Origin of the sequence: Aeromonas allosaccharophila (genome assembly GCF_000819685.1) — a bacterium.
GTDB classification, from domain to species: Bacteria; Pseudomonadota; Gammaproteobacteria; order Enterobacterales; family Aeromonadaceae; genus Aeromonas; species Aeromonas allosaccharophila.
Genome location: NZ_CDBR01000062.1, coordinates 19668 through 35836 on the forward strand (window position 1 = coordinate 19668; position 16169 = coordinate 35836).

Consider the following 16169-nt stretch of genomic DNA (forward strand, 5'->3'; position numbering starts at 1 on the left):
ATCCTTACACACCGGTAATCAGGTTGACCAACCAGACCAAGGCACCGTCCAGAACGAACAGCAGCAGCCCCATCACGGCGGTCACCGCCAGCACAATCAGGGTTGTCTGAATGGCTTCCTGACGGGTCGGCCATACGACCTTGCGGACTTCCAGGCGAGACTCACGGGCAAATGCCAGTGTTGCCTTTCCCTTGGTGGTTTGCAGGGCTACTGCACCGGCAGCAGCAATGACAACGACCACACCTAGGGCGCGGACGGCAGCGACAACATCGTTGAGCAGGTAATTACCCACTACAGCGGCCGCCAGGATAATGAAAACCAGGCCCCAAAGCAGGGTATCCTTGCTTCCGCCCTGGCTCTCAGAACTAACACTCATACAACCCACCTGTATCTGACGTAACCAAAGACACAAAAGCCCCGTACGAGACGAGGTATATGGCAGGGGCGGCAGGACTCGAACCCGCAACCATCGGTTTTGGAGACCGCTGTTCTACCAATTCGAACTACGCCCCTACACAAGAAAGCCCCTATTATAGGGGCTTTGCTTTATTTATGTAAGCCAAAGATTAAGCGATTACGCTGGCTACAACACCGGCACCTACGGTACGGCCACCTTCACGGATAGCGAAACGCAGGCCGTCGTCCATTGCGATCGGTGCAATCAGGGTAACAACCATTTTGATGTTGTCGCCTGGCATTACCATTTCAACGCCTTCCGGCAGTTCGATGGTACCGGTCACGTCGGTAGTACGGAAGTAGAACTGCGGACGGTAGCCTTTGAAGAACGGGGTATGACGACCACCTTCTTCTTTGGACAGCACGTACACTTCAGATTCAAACTTGGTGTGCGGCTTGATGGAGCCCGGCTTGGCCAGGACCTGACCACGCTCTACGTCTTCACGCTTAACACCACGCAGCAGCGCGCCGATGTTCTCGCCTGCACGACCTTCGTCCAGCAGCTTGCGGAACATTTCAACACCGGTACAGGTGGTAGAAACGGTATCTTTGATACCAACGATTTCTACTGTCTCACCCACTTTAACGATACCGCGCTCTACACGACCGGTCACTACGGTACCACGGCCAGCGATGGAGAATACGTCTTCGATAGGCATCAGGAACGGCAGGTCAATTGCGCGCTCCGGCTCCGGGATGTAGGTATCCAGGTGGCCAGCCAGCTCGATGATCTTCTCTTCCCATGCTGCGTCGCCTTCCAGCGCTTTCAGCGCGGAACCACGTACTACCGGCAGGTCATCACCCGGGAAGTCATATTCGGTCAGCAGTTCACGAACTTCCATCTCGACCAGTTCGAGCAGCTCTTCGTCATCTACCATGTCACACTTGTTCATGAACACGATCATGTACGGGATACCAACCTGACGACCCAGCAGGATGTGCTCACGAGTCTGCGGCATCGGGCCGTCAGTCGCTGCTACTACCAGGATCGCGCCGTCCATCTGGGCAGCACCGGTGATCATGTTTTTAACGTAGTCGGCGTGACCCGGGCAATCTACGTGGGCGTAGTGACGGGTAGCGGTGTCGTATTCTACGTGGGAGGTGTTGATGGTGATACCACGCTCACGCTCTTCCGGTGCCTTGTCGATCTGGTCGAAGGCGAAAGCTTTACCACCGAAGTGCTTGGCCAGCACGTTGGTGATAGCTGCAGTCAGGGTGGTTTTACCGTGGTCAACGTGGCCGATGGTACCCACGTTAACGTGCGGTTTATTACGCTCAAATTTTTCTTTAGACATGATCGTCCCTCTAAACTAACGCTGAGTACGCGGTGGCAAGCTAACCACAGAACAGTTTATATGATGGATTTGAATCTGGTGGGGAAGAGAGGCTGGTGCTGACAGGCAGATTCGACTGCCGACTTCACCCGAGGGTGTAGCTCTTGGTATCGCTTGAGCCATATCAGCATCTTGGAGCGGGCAGCGGGAATCGAACCCGCATCATCAGCTTGGAAGGCTGAGGTAATAGCCATTATACGATGCCCGCATTTCTCTAACCCAAAGAACTCAAACCGCAGAGAAATATGGTGGAGGGAGAAGGATTCGAACCTTCGAAGGCAGAGCCGTCAGATTTACAGTCTGATCCCTTTGGCCGCTCGGGAACCCCTCCAGACGCCAGATTGTCACAACGGTAATTCTGCTTGCACCCGTTGTTTTTATCACTTTTGCACGGCAAATAGACGACAGACAGTCAAGCGTCGCGCATTTTATTGTAAGGTTTTGGGGGATGCAACCATTGAACCCGGCAAAATATGCTTTATTGCCGGGAAGTTTGCAAAAAAGCGGAGGCAAACAAGCCAATCCTGCTGCGTCCCTTGTCGCTCCCCCCCCCTTGGTGTATGGTCGCCGTGCCCAAGAAACAGTGATGACACCATGACGACAGAGCATAACCCCTATCTGCAATTCACCCGCGATCAATGGGCGTTATTGCGCGATTCGGTCCCCCTGACCCTGACCGAACATGATCTGCAGACCCTGCGCGGGATCAACGAGAAGGTGTCATTGCGGGAAGTGGAAGAGATCTACCTGCCCCTCTCCCGCCTGCTCAATCTCTATGTCAAAGCCAAGCAGCGTCGCAGCCGGGTACTGGAGCAGTTCCTCGGCCAGTCCCGCGGCAAGGGCACCTATATCATCAGCATTGCCGGCAGCGTGGCGGGGGGCAAAAGCACCACGGCCCGTATTCTGCAGGCACTGCTGGAGCGCTGGCCGGAGCACCCTCGGGTAGAGCTGGTCACCACCGACGGCTTCCTCTATCCCAACAAGGTACTGGAAGAGCGCGGCCTGATGCGCCGCAAGGGGTTCCCGGAATCCTACGACATCCGCCATCTGGTGGAGTTTGTCGCCAATATCCGCGCCGGTCACGAGAAGGTAGAAGCACCGGTCTACTCCCACCTTATCTACGACATCATTCCCGATGAGAAGAAGGTGGTGGAGCAGCCGGACATCCTGATCCTGGAAGGACTCAATGTGCTGCAAAGCGGCATGGACTACCCCCAGGAGCCCCATCGGGTCTTCGTGTCGGACTTCGTCGACTTCTCCATCTATGTGGATGCCGATGCCGAACTGCTGCGCACCTGGTATATCGAACGCTTCCTCAAGTTCAGAAGCGGTGCCTTCTCGGATCCCGACTCCTACTTCCATAACTACGCCAAACTGGCGGAGAGTGAGGCAACCCGGATTGCCAGCAATATCTGGCAAGATATCAACTATCTGAATTTGCAGGAAAATATCCTGCCCACTCGTGAGCGTGCCAACCTGATCATGACCAAGGGCCATGAGCACGCCATCGAGCAGATCAAGCTACGCAAATGATGACAGCGGTTGCCGGATAACGAAGAGGGGGCCCGCAGGCCCCCTCTTCATATTTGGCATCATCAGCGGCCTTGCTGTCCCTCAGTCGCCCCGGCGCAGGGAGAGCTCGCCCCCCAGATAGAATTTGACCCCTTCACCTGTCTCCAGTCGCAGGGCGCCGCGATCATCGATGCCACGGGCGATGCCGCAGATCTCCTGATCACCCATCAACAAGCGCACCGGGCGACCGGCAAAGTGATCGAGCCGGTTCCAGTCATCGACAAAGCTTGCCAACCCCTGCTGCTCAAAGGTGTGCAGCGCCTGCTGCAGATGGACGAGCATCCGGGCCGCCAGCTGATTGCGATCCACCAGTTCCGGATTGATGTGGCGCAGCTCGGCCCAGGCCTGATCGATCTTCTCCCCTTCGCGGGCAGGCATCGCCAGATTGAGACCGATGCCGATCACCAGATGACAGCTGGCGCCGGCACTACCGCTCATCTCCACCAGTATCCCCGCCAGCTTGCGGCCCTGATAGTAGAGGTCGTTCGGCCACTTGAGCTCGACCCCCTGATAGCCAAGGGACTCCAGCGCCTCGACCACCGCGACACCGACCGCCAGACTGAGCCCCATGGCTGCCGCCATGCCTTGTTCGAGTCGCCAGTACATGCTGAGGATCAGCTGGCAACCGAACGGCGAAATCCAGGGTTTGCCACGACGACCGCGCCCGGCGGTCTGGCACTCGGCCAGACAACTCTCGCCGGAGCGCAGATCATTGACCCGATCCAGCAGGTGCTGATTGGTCGAGCCAATGACCGGAAAACAGTGCACCGGCGCCATCGGGGCCAGCGCTTGCAAGGTGGCCTGATCATAGAGCGCCATCGGCACCGCCAGCCGGTAGCCCTTGCCGGTCAGGCTAAAGAGATCCAGCCCGAGCTCCTTGAGTGCCGCCATGTGTTTGCTCACCGCCGCCCGGCTGATGCCAAGCTGTTCACCCAGCTGTTCGCCGGAGTGAAACTGGCCGTCGCTAAGCAGGGTGATCAGGGTCTGTCTGATGGGAGTCAGGGTCATGAGAGCACCTCGTCGAGCCAGGTTTCACCGTGCGCGCCCATAAAGCGCACCTCGTGCTCCAGTACCACACCAAACGTCTGCTCCACGCTATCGCGGACATGGGCCGCCAGCGCGATCAGCTCCATGGCGCTGGCGCCCCCCAGATTGACCAGCACCAGCGCCTGCTCCTGATGGACGGCGGCGCGGCCGATGGCAAAGCCTTTCAGGCCGCACTGATCGATGAGCCAGCCCGCCGCCAGCTTGGCCTGCCCTTCTCCGGCCGGATAGCAGGGCATCTGCGGATAGCGCGCCTTGAGCGACTCCGCCAGCGCCACAGGCACCACCGGATTTTTGAAGAAACTGCCGGCGTTGCCGAGCACGGCGGGATCCGGCAGCTTGGCCATGCGGGTGGCACAGACAGTATCGAAGATGGCCTGGGCAGACGGTGTGTCACCGAGTGCAGCCAGCGGGCCATAGCCCAGCACCGGCTGCCACGCCTTGGGCAGTTTGAGCCCGACGGCGGTGATCAGGTGGGAGTCCTGATACTCGTGCTTGAAGATGCTGTCGCGATAACCGAAGCGGCACTCTGCCGCCGCGATCCGCTCAATCTCGCCGCTCTGCCAGTTGAATGCCTCGACATAGGCGCAGAAGTCAGCCAGCTCTACGCCATACGCGCCAATGTTCTGCACCGGCGCCGCACCGACCGTACCGGGGATCAGCGCCAGATTCTCCAGCCCATACCAGCCCTGCAGCAGGCAGTGGCGTACCAGCTGATGCCAATCCTCACCCGCCGCCACATGCAGCAACCAGTGATCGCCACCATCTTCTGCGGCAATCCCCTTGAGCCGGTTGAGCACTACCAGACCGAGAAAATCGGTGGTGAATAGCATGTTGCTGCCGCCGCCCAGATTGAGGCGCGGCAGCTGGTTGAGCTGCGGATCGGCACGCAGGGTCGCCAGATCGGCAACCTGCTCCACCTCGGCCAGCCAGAGGCAATACGCATCGAGGGCAAGGGTGTTGAGCTTCAACAAGGAGGCGTTGGCATTCAGTTTCATCGGTCTATCCCGGCTTGGTGCAAGGGCGCAGTCTACCTCAAGTTACCCCCTGACGAAAAACCCGAGCCCTTTTCGGGGCAATAACAGTGGTTTACAGTAGACAGCTTCAACTGTTGAGGAAGAACTCATGAACAACCAGTTTGCCGTCATCGGCCTGGGCCTGTTTGGCAGCGCGCTATGTGAAGAGCTGCAACGGCAAGATGCCGAAGTACTGGCCATCGATATCGACGAGAGCAAGACCCGCCAAATCGCCGCTCTCTGCAATCACGTCATCGTTGCTGACGCCACCGATGAGGCCACGGTCGCCGAACTGGGGCTGGCCAATTTCGATATCGTCTTCGTCGCCATCGGCGACAACCTGGAGACCAGCATCCTCACCACCCTCGTCCTGAAAGAGGCGGGTGTGAAGAAGGTGTGGGTCAAGGCGCGTGACAAGTTCCACGCCAAGATCCTGCAGAAAGTGGGCGCCGACAAGGTGATCAACCCGGAGTGGGACATGGGCCGCCGGGTCGCCCAGAGCATGCTGGACAACCGGCTGTTCGACTATCTGGAACTGGGCCACAACATGGTGCTGACCGAGTTTGTCATCGGCCTGCCGCAAAATGGCAAGGCGCTCGGGGACCTTCACCTGCTGCAGCAGAGCGATTTCCAGTTGCTCGCCATCAAGCGCGGTGAAGTGCTGCACAACGTGCTGACCGGCAAGATGGAGCTGCAACTTGGCGACATCCTGATCCTCGCGGGCAACAAGCACGCCATCGACCACTGGCTCGAAACCCTATGATCAACTGGCGCAGCAGCTACGCCTTTGCGCTGCATCGGGAGCAGGACTCCCGCTGGAGCGAGGCAAGGCTGATCCTCGGCAGCTTCCTGTTCATCCTGCTGGTTGGCACCATCTTTCTGGTGCAACCCTCCAGCCACAATGGCGAGGTCACCTTCGTCAACGCCCTGTTCACCGCCACCTCGGCCATCAGCGTGACAGGGCTTGGCGTGGTGGACACCGGCAGCGCCTTCACCCTGCAGGGGCAGATTTTCCTGCTGATGCTGATGGAGATCGGCGGACTGGGCCAGATGACCATGACCCTGCTGCTGATCGCCATCTTCAGCAAACGGGTCGGTCTGCGCCAACAGGTGCTGGCCAAGGAGGCGCTGGGGCAGGAGGGCTCGGTCAACATCATCCAGCTGGTCAAACGCATCGTGCTGTTCGCCTTTATTGCCCAGCTGATCGGCACCGGCATCATGGCGATCCGCTGGGTGCCCGAGATGGGGTGGGTGCACGGCCTCTATGTCAGCTTCTTCCACGCGGTATCGGCCTTCAACAACGCCGGGTTTTCGCTGTTTGCCAACAATCTCATGGATTATAGAGACGACCCCATCATAAGCCTGACCATCGCCGGTTTGCTGATCCTCGGGGGGATCGGCTTTACCGTCATCGTCGATCTGGTGCGCAACCGCCGCTGGCGCAAGCTGAAGCTGCACAGCAAGCTGATGCTGCTGATGACCCCGGCGCTGTTGCTGGCCGGTACCCTGATGTTCTGGCTGCTGGAGCACAACAACCCGGGCACCCTCGGCAAAGCCGGTATCGGTGGCCAGCTGCTGGCGGCCTTCTTCCACTCTGCCAGTGCCCGTACCGCCGGTTTCAATACCATCGATATCGGGCTGATGACCCCGGCGGCGCTGCTGTTCCTGATGATGCTGATGTTTATCGGTGCCGGTGCGACCTCGACCGGTGGTGGTATCAAGGTGACCACCTTCGCAGTGGTGTTGCTGGCGACCAAGGCGTTTCTGACCAAACGGCCCCATGTCACCGCTTTTGGCCGCACCCTGTCGCCCCAGATCGTGACCCGTTCGCTGGCCATCATCATCGTCAGCACCATGGTGCTGATGCTGGCGATGTTCCTGCTGATGGTGACCGAGGATCTGCCGTTCGACAAAATCATGTTCGAGACCATCTCGGCATTTGCCACAGTCGGCCTCTCTACCGGCATCACCGCCTCCCTGAGCGAGCCGGGCAAGCTGATCCTGGTGCTGGTGATGATCTGCGGCCGTCTCGGCCCCCTCACCCTGGCCTTTATGCTGGCCCGCCCGGTCGAGACCCGCATCCGTTATCCGGAAGAGAACGTCTACACAGGTTAAGTGGTGCCCAGCCATTACCGCGATAAAAAAGAGGGAGGGGCACATGGCCCCTCTCTCTTTTCCGCTGGCGGCCTCTGCACATCAGCTCATCCGCCAGCCGCCACTCACGCGGTCAGGCTGCCTTGCTTCTGGCTGTGCGCTTGCCCCTACCCTTGCGAGGAGCGGCACTAGCGCCGCTGGCCGCCGGACTCTTGCGTTTGGTAAAGCGCCGTTTGCTGGCACCCGGCGCCTCCTTGGGCAGGGCGCTGAAGCTGGCGCCGGAGTCCTGCCGCGCCCCTTCAATCAGGCCGTTGAGCTGATCGGTGAGCGGCCCCATAAACTGCTGATAGCTGCCGTGGCGCTCGGCGATCTGGCCTAGGCTCTGCTCCCACAGCGCCGTCATATCCGGCGTGGTGGCGGTGGCGGGCAGCGCCTGCACCAGCGCACGCCCGGTCGGGGTCGCCTTGATGCTCTTGCCCTGACGCACCAGAAAGCGGCGCTTGAACAGCAGGTCGATAATGCCCGCCCGGGTCGCCTCGGTGCCGAGGCCATCGGTGTCGCGCAGGGTCTTGCGGATCTCGGGATCCTGCACATAGCGGGCGATGCCGGTCATGGCCGCCAGCAGCGTGGCATCGGTGAACGACTTGGGCGGCTGGGTCATCTTCTCCAGCAGTTCGCCCCGCTCGCACAACAGTTGCTCTCCTTCCTTCAGCGCGGGTAGCGTGCCCGCCTTCTCTTCGTCGTCATCCTCCTCCACCCCGAGCAGCGCCTTCCAGCCCGCCTTGAGAATGCGGCGGGCCTTGGCCTGAAACAGGCCACCGGCGATGCGCAGCAGCACCTTGCTGTCGTTGTATTCGAACGGAGGATAAAACTGCAGCAGGTACTGGCGGGCAATCAGGCCATAGAGCTTCGCCTCGTCGGCCCCCAGCGTGGCGGGATTGCCCTGCTTCTCGGTGGGGATGATGGCGTGGTGGGCATCCACCTTGCTGTCGTTCCACGCCTTGCTGCGGATCTTGCCATCCGCCTCGCTAACCGCCTTGGCCAGCGTGGGCGCTGTGGCGGCGATGGCGCCGCGCACCTGCTCGGCCCGCTTGAAATGATCGGTCGGCAGGTAGCGGCTGTCGGAGCGCGGATAGGTGATGAGCTTGTGGCGTTCGTAGAGGCTCTGGCAGATGTCGAGCACCCGCTTGGCATCCATACCGAACCGTTTGGCGGCATCGATCTGCAGGCTGGAGAGGTTGTAGGGCAGCGGCGCCGCCTGCTTGCGGGCCTGCTCCTCCACCGATTCGACCTGTGCCGGTTGGCCGTTGATCCGGCTCACCACCTTGTCGGCCAGCGCCCGGTTGAGCACCCGCCCCTCCTCATCCTGCCACGGCAGGCAGGCTTCGGACGGCAGCCACTTGGCGGTGAAGCGCTCGTTGCCGTCGGTCAGCAGATGGGCCAGCACCTCGTAGAAGGGTTTGGGGACAAAGGCCTCGATCTCGAGATCCCGTCGCACCACCAGCCCGAGCAGCGGAGTCTGCACCCGACCGACCGAGAGCAGCTCGCTGCAACCGGCCTTGCGCCCTAGCAGGGTGTAGGCGCGGGTCATGTTGATGCCATAGAGCCAGTCGGCCCGACTGCGGGCCAGTGCGGAGACCGCCAGCGGCACGAACTCCTTATTGTCCCTCAGTTTGTCGAGCGCACGGCGCACCGCAGGCGGGTTGAGATCGCTAATGAGACAACGCTGTACCGGCTTGGTTTTCGGGTAGCCGAGAAAGTCGATCACCTCGTCCACCAGCAGCTGCCCTTCCCGGTCCGGGTCACCGGCGTTGACCACGCAGTCGGCCTGCTTGATCAGCCGCTTGATGACGGTGAGCTGGGTTTTGGTCTTGGGCTTGGCCACCAGCTGCCACTGGGCGGGGATGATGGGGAGGTGCTCCATCCGCCACTGCTTGAAGGCGGCGTCATAGGCATCGGGCTCGGCCTGCTCCAGCAGATGGCCGATACACCAGGTGACCACATCCCCTTGGGCTGTTTCGATAAAACCGTCGCCCTTCTTGTGGGGCTTGGGCAGGGCATCGGCAATGGCGCGGCCCAGCGTGGGCTTCTCGGCGATAAAGAGTCGCATCGGTGACTACCTGAAACACTGTATATGCAGACAGTATACAACTGCCACCGCGAAAGCCCAACTGCCCCTATTCGTCGAACGGGTGATCGTGGATAGCAGCAAACAGCCGCGCCTGATTGAGCAGCGGCGCATAGTGGAAGGCATTTTCACCATCTTCCGCCAGCAGGTAGTCGGTCAGCTGTTCGCGCACCGCCTCTTTCAGGGTCTCCAGCTTCCACGGCTTGGCAAGGTAGTAGTGCAACCCGCCGCGATTGACCGCCTCGACGGTGGCCTCCAGCCCCGCTTGTCCGGTCAGCAGCAATTTGCGGCTGGCGCGGGTGGTGGCACGCCGGTTCAGCTCCACCAGAAAATCGACCCCCAGGGTTCCCGGCATTATGTGGTCACAGAGGATCAGCGCCAGCTTGTTGCCGTCGCTCTCCCACTCCTCCACCACCGCTCGCGCCTCATCGACGCTCTCGGCCGCCTCCAGCTCGAAGTGGGAACGGAACGGGGCGAGATCGTGGATCACCGCATCCAGCACCTCCCGCTCATCGTCCACACACAGGATCAGATAGTGTTTGTTCATTGCTCCTCCTTGGCGACATGGTTTGGCACGCCGCGCGATTGATGCTGGCGACGGCTCAGGCCGCATGCTCCTTGTTGTGATGAGGTTCGCCCCCGTAACCGACCTGCCCCATGCCGTCCAGCGGCAGACAGACCCGCATCCGGGTGTAGCGGCCCGGTTCGGAGGCTACCTCGATCCGGCCGTGATGCTGCTGCACTATTTGCAGCGAGACGCTCAGACCGATACCAAGACCGAAATGGCCCTCCCGCTTGGTGGTGAAGTTGAGATCGAAGATCCGCTGCCACAGCTCGGGCTCGATGCCGCAACCGCTATCCTCGATCTCCACCATGACCCACTCGGGATCCAGCAACCCGGTGCGGATGGTGAGTAGCCCCGGGCCGCTCATGGCATCCAGACTGTTGGCGATCAGGTTGGTCCACACCTGCTGCAGGGCGATGGGGTGACAGCGCACCAGCGGCAGCGGCTGGTACTCCTTGCAGATCTCATGGTGCTTGAGGCGGTTCTCGAAAATCATCAGGGTATCTTCCAGCCCCTCGTGCAGGTCCACCAGCGAGGGTTCGAGCCGATCCTGCCGGGCATACTGCTTGAGGCTTTTGACCAGATCGCCGATGCGGCGGGCGCACACCTCGATATTGCGCAGGAAGCTGCCGGTCTGCTGGAACAGCTCCAGCCGGGATAGCAGCGCCTCCCGTTCGGCGGCGGTGCGGCTGGCAAACCAGCGCTGCCAGTTCAGCTCGTCATCCAGATTCATCTGCACCGCCAGCCGCGCCTGCTGGCGATCGCCAAAGCGCCCCTCCGCCTGCCGGGTCTTGTCGCGGATCTCGCTGGTCGAAACCGGCTGGGCAGTCAGCGCCTGACAGAGGGTCTGGTTGCCCAGCCCCTTGATGGGGGCAGGCAGCTCGAGATTGACCAGATCGGGGATGGCGGCCCGCAAGGTCTCGCTGCCACGGATGATGGCCGCCACCGGGTTGTTCAGCTCGTGGGCGACACCGGCCACCAGTTGACCCAGCATCGCCATCTTTTCGCTCTCCACCAGCTGGGCGTGGGCGGCATCGAGGGAGTTGAGGGTCTGTTGCAACCGCATCTCGGTACGGATGCTGTTTTGCAGGCGGCGGTTGAAGTGGCGCAGCAGCAGGTTGGTAAAGGAGGGGAGCAGTTCGCTGCGCGCCTGCATCACCCGGGAGAATTGCAGCTTGTCGAGCTTGATCACCTCGGCACCGGTCAGGGTCACGCCGGTGGTGAAGGCGGGTTCGCCAGTGACGAAGGACATGCCCCCCACCAGCGAGCCGGTGCGATAGTGCACCACCTCCTGATCGATCCCCTGCTCGTCCCGCTTGCGCAGTACCACCTCCCCCTTGGCGATAAACCAGAGGAAGCTGTTGGGCTCCCCCTCGCGGGTCAGCACATGGCCCGGACTGTAGTGGCGGCAGACCCGCGCCTCGTCGTTGCCATCGAAAAACTGGTAGAGGCCGTCGATCACCACCCGCGACAGCTCTTCATCACTGCAGTGGGTGTAATCCATAAAACCCTGCCGATAGGCCGCCAACTGGCGATCGACGTGGACCCGCAGCAACTTCTGGTTGTCGAGCACGGCGGCATAGCTCAGCAGGTCAGCCTCGGGCTGGAGCAACACAAAGTGGCTGGCCTGCTCAATCACCGCCCGGCGCAGGCTGCCATCGCGCCAGGGGCGTTGTAGGTAGTAGTCGAGACGACCGAGATTGACCGCCTCGATGATCGATTTCATCTCCGGCTGGCTGCCGAGCAGGATCTTGCGGCACGCCTCGTGACGGCTGCCAAGGCGGATCAGAAAATCGGCCCCTCGCCCATCCCCCAGCTCGCTGTCACACACCACCACGGCGGGTGGCTGCCCCTTGCGATCCAACTCGTCCAAGGCCGGCTCAGCCGACCCCTGACCGACCACCACCACCAACGCGAAATGGCCGAGCAGCGGAGCCAACTCCTGTTCGAATTCGGCCAGCAGTTGCACGTTGGCGGCGACACACAGCAGTGAGAAAGGGCTCATCAGCGACACTCCGTTGAGGCTCACTGCTCACTATATCAGCGAATCTTGTGGGGTTTTGCGAGGGGGCTAACAGCTGTCGCGGAAAGTGCACAAATAGATAAAACAGAAAACAATTGAATTTAATTCGACAATTATGTCAATAACAAAACAAAAGACAAAATGTGACAACAATCAAAAATATAAACCATGATGGAGGTCAACGCCTTATCCCTATCATTACTACTACTATTGGACTAGTACTATGTAGGTAATTATTGACCGTAGGAAAACGCCGCCATGATTGGAAAACTGATAAGAAAAACCTGGTTCTGGCTCCTGCTGCTCGGGGCCCTGCTGGGTGTCGCGGCACTGGGTGTCACCGTGACTGTGCTGCACAAGACCAGCTCCACCGAATTCTGCGTCTCCTGCCACTCCATGCAGACTCCGCTCGCCGAGTATCAGGGCAGCGTCCACTTCCAGAACACCAAGGGGATCCGCGCCGAGTGTGCCGACTGCCACATTCCGGGTGACCCTACCTCCTACCTGTGGACCAAGGTGCGCGCCGTGAAGGATATCTATCACGAAGCGATCGGCACGCTCGACACGCCTGAGAAATATGAAGCCCACAAGCTGCGGATGGCCCAATCCGTCTGGGACGAGCTGAAGGCCAACGACTCCGCCACCTGCCGCAGCTGCCACAGCTACGAGGCGATGGACATTCTGGCCCAGCGCCCCAATGCCCGTGCCGAGCATCCGGTCGCCATCAAGGAGGGTCAGACCTGTATCGACTGCCACCGCGGTGTCGCCCACATCATGCCTGACATGAGCGGTCTGGCTGCCGCCGGTGCCAGCGAGCTGGCGCAGGCTGCCGCCCAGACTCCGGCCAACGTCACCACCCGCTACGCCATCGCCACCACCCCGCTGTTCCTCGATGCCGCCGCCAAGACTGACGAAGGCACCCTGATGCCCTCCACCAAGGTGGAAGTACTGGCCAACGAAAACGGCCGCGCCAAGGTGCAGATCGAAGGCTGGCAACAGGATGGCGTGAGCGAAGTGTTCTACGCCGCACCGGGCAAGCGGATCCTCAGCGTACTGGTCGGCGATGCCGCCAAGAAAGCGCTGGTCACCGGCCAGAGCGAAACCGACAGCGCCACCAACCTCACCTGGCATCAGGTCAAGCTGACCGCCTGGGTCGACCAGAGCCAGCTCATCGGCGATCAAGGCAAGCTGTGGCAATACGCCTCCACCCTGATGTCCAACAACTGTACCGGCTGCCACGGCCTCACCGCGCTGGATCACTTCAATGCCAACCAGTGGATCGGCGTCATTAAGGGGATGGAATCTCGTACCTCCCTGACCCCGGAACAGGCTCGCATGCTGACCCAGTATGTCCAGAAACATGCCAGTGACATGAGCGCGGCCCACTAAGGCTGGAACAGAGGAAAACCGTTATGACTTTTTTCAACGACAAGAAGACCAATCTGTCCCGCCGCAACCTGCTCAAGGGCCTCGGCGCCTGCGCAGCCCTGCCCCTGCTCGGCGGCATTTTTCCCAAGAGTGCGCTGGCGCAAGCCATCAGCACCGCATTGAGCCAGTTCCCGACTCTGGTGCCCGCCCAGAAGGGCATTCTGACCGGCGCCCACTGGGGTGCGTTTGAAGCGGTGGTCGAGGATGGCCGCATGGTGCGCGTCCAGCCGGTAGCCGATGATCCGGCGCCGAACGATCTCATCGACATGGCGCCGTTCCTGGTGCACGCCAAGAACCGCATCAAGTACCCCATGGTACGCAAGAGCTGGCTGGAACACGGCCCGGGCGCCAAACCCGAACTGCGCGGCGCCGACGAGTGGGTGCGAGTGAGCTGGGACAAGGCGATCGAACTGGTGGCCGGTGAAATCCAGCGCGTGCAGAGCGACTTCGGCCCACAGGCGATCCACGCCGGTTCCTACGGCTGGAAGAGTGTCGGCATGTTCCACAACAGCCGCACCCTGCTGCACCGCCTGATGAACCTCTCCGGCGGCTTTACCGGTTATGCCGGTGACTACTCCACCGGCGCGGCTCAGGTGATCATGTCCCACGTGATGGGTTCCATCGAGGTGTACGAGCAGCAGACCGCCTGGCCCAACGTGGTCGAGAACGCCGAACTGGTGGTGTTGTGGGGGGTCAATGCCCAGGTCACCCTGAAGAACAGCTGGAACATGCCGGATCACGAGGGTCAGGCTGGCTTCAAGGCGCTGAAAGAGAAAGGCACCCGTGTCATCAGCATCGACCCCATCTACAACGAGACCGCCAAGCTGGTCGGCGCCGAGTGGATTGCCCCGAACGCCTACACCGACGTGGCCATGATGCTGGGTGTCGCTCACACCCTCTATACCAAACAGAAACACGATCAGGCCTTCCTCGATCGCTACACCGTCGGCTTCGACAAGTTTCTGGACTATCTGCTCGGCAAGGATGACGGTCAACCGAAGAGCGCCGAATGGGCGAGCAGCGTCTGCGGCGTCGATGCCAAGGTGATCCGCCAGCTGGCTCTCGACATGGCCGCCAAGCGCACCATGATCATGGCCGGTTGGGGCATGCAGCGTCAGCAGCACGGCGAACAGCCGAACTGGATGCTGGTCACTCTGGCCTCCATGCTGGGCCAGATTGGCCTGCCGGGCGGCGGCTACGGCTTCAGCTACCACTACTCCTCCGGTGGCAGCCCCACCGCCAAGGGCGGCATTCTGGCCGGTATCTCCGCCGGTAACGCACCGAAGAACAGCCCGGCCCCGATCCCGGTGGCCCGCATCGCCGACTGTCTCGCCAACCCGGGCAAGACCATCGACTTCAACGGCCGCAAGGTGACCTATCCGGACATCAAGCTGGTCTACGTGGCGGGCGGCAACCCCTTCCACCACCATCAGGACACCAACAACCTGCTGCAAGCGTGGCGCAAGCCGCAGACCGTGATCGTCCACGAGCCCTACTGGACCGCTACCGCCAAGCACGCCGATATCGTGCTGCCGGTCACCACCAGCTACGAGCGCAATGATCTGGAGATGGGTGGCGACTACTCCCAGCGCTATGTTTTCCCGATGCACCAGTGCGTACCGCCCCAGTTTGAAGCCCGCAACGACTTCGATATCTTCAGCGCCATCGCCGCCAAGCTGGGCGTGCAGGAGCAATACACCGAAGGCAAAGACGAGATGCTGTGGCTCAAGCAGATGTACGACGGCATGGCGGCGCAGGCCCGTGGTGCCCGCGTGGCGCTGCCGCCGTTCAACATGTTCTGGGAGTCCAACAACTACATTCGCTTCCCGATCCCCGAGGCCAACCGCCAGTGGATCCGTCACGCCGATTTTCGCGAGAATCCGCTGCTCAACCCGCTCGGCACCCCGTCCGGCAAGATCGAGATCTTCTCCAACACGGTGGCGGGGATGGGTTACGCCGACTGCGCCGGCCATCCCAAGTGGTATGAGCCCAAGGAGTGGGTGAAGAGCGAGGTGGCGGCGCGCTATCCGCTGTCGCTCAACACCTCCCACCCGACCCAGCGGCTGCACTCCCAGCTCGACAACACCCCGCTGCGGGACAAGTTCGCTATCGCCGACCGCGAGGCGATCATGATCCATCCCGCCGACGCCAAGGCTCGTGGCATCGCCCAGGGGGATCTGGTGCGTGCCTTCAACGAGCGCGGCCAGATCCTGGTGGGCGCCCTGCTATCCGAGGATGTGCGCCAAGGGGTGGTGCGGATCTGCGAAGGGGCATGGTATGACCCGGCCAAGCCGGGCGAAGCGGGCAGCATCTGCAAGAACGGCAACGTCAACTGCCTCACCTTCGACGAAGGCTCGTCCAGTCTGGCGCAAGGCAACTGCGGCCACATGGCCCAGCTGCAGATCGAGAAGTACACCGGCCCGGTGCTGGCCAACACCGCCCACGCGGTACCGGCCAACGGCTAAGGCGATTGCCACCCAATAAAAACGGCGCCATCAAGGCGCCGTTT

General features: G+C 61.1%; 12 protein-coding genes and 3 tRNA genes. 5 read left to right on the forward strand and 10 right to left on the reverse strand.

Annotated features, from left to right (window positions below):
• Positions 1 to 4: 4 nt before the first annotated feature.
• The 5 genes from secE to BN1115_RS11675 all read right to left on the reverse strand — a co-directional run bounded on the left by secE (position 5) and on the right by BN1115_RS11675 (position 2121).
• On the reverse strand, positions 5 to 376 hold the full coding sequence (gene secE, locus BN1115_RS11655) for a preprotein translocase subunit SecE (protein ID WP_005306322.1): 372 nt from the start codon (positions 374 to 376) through the stop codon (positions 5 to 7).
• 60 nt (positions 377 to 436) lie between these two features.
• A tRNA-Trp gene (locus BN1115_RS11660) sits at positions 437 to 513 on the reverse strand.
• 53 nt (positions 514 to 566) lie between these two features.
• On the reverse strand, positions 567 to 1751 hold the full coding sequence (gene tuf / locus BN1115_RS11665; RefSeq protein WP_033135315.1) for an elongation factor Tu: 1185 nt from the start codon (positions 1749 to 1751) through the stop codon (positions 567 to 569).
• Positions 1752 to 1923: 172 nt separating this feature from the next.
• Positions 1924 to 1998: transfer RNA gene (locus tag BN1115_RS11670), tRNA-Gly, on the reverse strand.
• Positions 1999 to 2036: 38 nt separating this feature from the next.
• A tRNA-Tyr gene (locus tag BN1115_RS11675) sits at positions 2037 to 2121 on the reverse strand.
• A 263-nt stretch (positions 2122 to 2384) separates the two neighbouring features.
• On the opposite strand from BN1115_RS11675, the gene coaA reads away from it, so the two are divergent.
• Positions 2385 to 3323 (forward strand): type I pantothenate kinase, encoded by a 939-nt coding sequence (gene coaA / locus BN1115_RS11680; RefSeq protein ID WP_042063823.1) that lies wholly within the window; start codon positions 2385 to 2387, stop codon positions 3321 to 3323.
• An 81-nt stretch (positions 3324 to 3404) separates the two neighbouring features.
• On the opposite strand, the gene birA is transcribed toward coaA, so the two are convergent.
• Both birA and murB read right to left on the reverse strand, forming a co-directional pair.
• Positions 3405 to 4370, reverse strand: coding sequence for a bifunctional biotin--[acetyl-CoA-carboxylase] ligase/biotin operon repressor BirA (gene birA, locus BN1115_RS11685; protein ID WP_042657284.1), 966 nt, complete (start codon positions 4368 to 4370; stop codon positions 3405 to 3407).
• Positions 4367 to 5404, reverse strand: a complete 1038-nt coding sequence (gene murB, locus BN1115_RS11690) for a UDP-N-acetylmuramate dehydrogenase (protein WP_042657285.1) — start codon at positions 5402 to 5404, stop codon at positions 4367 to 4369. The genes birA and murB overlap by 4 nt, the downstream gene beginning before the upstream one ends.
• Before the next feature lie 127 nt (positions 5405 to 5531).
• On the opposite strand from murB, the gene BN1115_RS11695 reads away from it, so the two are divergent.
• Positions 5532 to 6185 (forward strand): potassium channel family protein, encoded by a 654-nt coding sequence (locus BN1115_RS11695; protein WP_042657286.1) that lies wholly within the window; start codon positions 5532 to 5534, stop codon positions 6183 to 6185.
• Positions 6182 to 7537, forward strand: a complete 1356-nt coding sequence (locus BN1115_RS11700) for a TrkH family potassium uptake protein (protein ID WP_042657287.1) — start codon at positions 6182 to 6184, stop codon at positions 7535 to 7537. Before BN1115_RS11695 ends, BN1115_RS11700 begins: the two co-directional genes overlap by 4 nt.
• Positions 7538 to 7649: 112 nt before the next feature.
• On the opposite strand, the gene BN1115_RS11705 is transcribed toward BN1115_RS11700, so the two are convergent.
• The 3 genes from BN1115_RS11705 to BN1115_RS11715 form a co-directional block, all read right to left on the reverse strand.
• Entirely contained in the window at positions 7650 to 9626 is a 1977-nt protein-coding gene (locus BN1115_RS11705; RefSeq protein ID WP_042657288.1) for a DNA topoisomerase III, read from the reverse strand.
• A gap of 67 nt (positions 9627 to 9693) precedes the next feature.
• A complete protein-coding gene (locus BN1115_RS11710; RefSeq protein WP_042657289.1) occupies positions 9694 to 10191 on the reverse strand; it encodes a response regulator in 498 nt (165 codons plus the stop codon).
• A gap of 55 nt (positions 10192 to 10246) precedes the next feature.
• Complete coding sequence (locus BN1115_RS11715) at positions 10247 to 12214, reverse strand: ATP-binding protein (RefSeq protein ID WP_042657290.1); 1968 nt, start codon at positions 12212 to 12214, stop codon at positions 10247 to 10249.
• Positions 12215 to 12490: 276 nt separating this feature from the next.
• Here BN1115_RS11715 and BN1115_RS11720 point away from each other — a divergent pair, with 276 nt between their 5' ends.
• The gene (locus tag BN1115_RS11720) at positions 12491 to 13621 is read left to right on the forward strand and encodes a NapC/NirT family cytochrome c (protein ID WP_042063815.1); all 1131 of its coding nucleotides are present in this window, start codon (positions 12491 to 12493) and stop codon (positions 13619 to 13621) included.
• 23 nt (positions 13622 to 13644) lie between these two features.
• Positions 13645 to 16125 (forward strand): trimethylamine-N-oxide reductase TorA, encoded by a 2481-nt coding sequence (gene torA / locus BN1115_RS11725; RefSeq protein WP_042657291.1) that lies wholly within the window; start codon positions 13645 to 13647, stop codon positions 16123 to 16125.
• The last annotated feature ends 44 nt before the right edge of the window (positions 16126 to 16169 follow it).

Excerpts from the sequence above, each read along its gene's own strand:
- BN1115_RS11710 (WP_042657289.1), bottom strand. The coding sequence starts at position 10,191 with ATGAACAAACACTATCTGATCCTGTGTGTGGACGATGAGCGGGAGGTG.
- BN1115_RS11700 (WP_042657287.1), top strand. The coding sequence starts at position 6,182 with ATGATCAACTGGCGCAGCAGCTACGCCTTTGCGCTGCATCGGGAGCAG.
- secE (WP_005306322.1), bottom strand. The coding sequence starts at position 376 with ATGAGTGTTAGTTCTGAGAGCCAGGGCGGAAGCAAGGATACCCTGCTT.
- tuf (WP_033135315.1), bottom strand. The coding sequence starts at position 1,751 with ATGTCTAAAGAAAAATTTGAGCGTAATAAACCGCACGTTAACGTGGGT.
- torA (WP_042657291.1), top strand. The coding sequence starts at position 13,645 with ATGACTTTTTTCAACGACAAGAAGACCAATCTGTCCCGCCGCAACCTG.
- BN1115_RS11705 (WP_042657288.1), bottom strand. The coding sequence starts at position 9,626 with ATGCGACTCTTTATCGCCGAGAAGCCCACGCTGGGCCGCGCCATTGCC.
- BN1115_RS11720 (WP_042063815.1), top strand. The coding sequence starts at position 12,491 with ATGATTGGAAAACTGATAAGAAAAACCTGGTTCTGGCTCCTGCTGCTC.
- BN1115_RS11695 (WP_042657286.1), top strand. The coding sequence starts at position 5,532 with ATGAACAACCAGTTTGCCGTCATCGGCCTGGGCCTGTTTGGCAGCGCG.
- birA (WP_042657284.1), bottom strand. The coding sequence starts at position 4,370 with ATGACCCTGACTCCCATCAGACAGACCCTGATCACCCTGCTTAGCGAC.
- murB (WP_042657285.1), bottom strand. The coding sequence starts at position 5,404 with ATGAAACTGAATGCCAACGCCTCCTTGTTGAAGCTCAACACCCTTGCC.
- BN1115_RS11715 (WP_042657290.1), bottom strand. The coding sequence starts at position 12,214 with ATGAGCCCTTTCTCACTGCTGTGTGTCGCCGCCAACGTGCAACTGCTG.
- coaA (WP_042063823.1), top strand. The coding sequence starts at position 2,385 with ATGACGACAGAGCATAACCCCTATCTGCAATTCACCCGCGATCAATGG.